General features: G+C 79.7%; 1 pseudogene. It reads right to left on the reverse strand.

Annotated elements, in window-relative coordinates:
• Nucleotides 1-403: pseudogene (locus tag GT030_RS15930) on the reverse strand (ATP-dependent helicase); the annotation flags it as partial.
• Between the last annotated feature and the right edge of the window lie 30 nt (nt 404-433).

Genomic DNA, 433 nt, shown 5'->3' on the forward strand with positions numbered 1-433 from the left:
CGGCGGCCTCCGCGACCTCGGCCGTCTCGGCGGCCTTGGCGGCGGCGGTCTTGCGCGTGCGGCGCGGCTTGGTCTCGGCCTCGGGGGCCTCGGCCGCGTCCACGGCCGTCTCCGCGGCAGCTGCCTTGCGGGTGCGGCGCTTCGGCGCCTCGGCGACGGGCGCTTCGACGACGGCCTCGGGAACCGCCTCCACGGCCTTGCGCGCACGGCGACGGGGCTGCTTCGGGGCCTCGGCCACGGCGGTCTCCGCGACCGTCTCCACGACGGGCGCCTCGACGACGGCCTCGGCGACCGGCGCCTCCACGGCCTTGCGCGTACGGCGACGGGGCTGCTTCGGGGCCTCGGCCACGGCGGCCTCGGGGGCCGCCTCCACGATCGGCGCCTCGACGACGGCCTCGGTCACGGCCGGAGCCGCCTCGGCGCGCTTGCGGGT

The organism is Streptomyces sp. SID1328, assembly GCF_009865595.1.
GTDB classification, from domain to species: domain Bacteria; phylum Actinomycetota; class Actinomycetes; order Streptomycetales; family Streptomycetaceae; genus Streptomyces; species Streptomyces griseoluteus.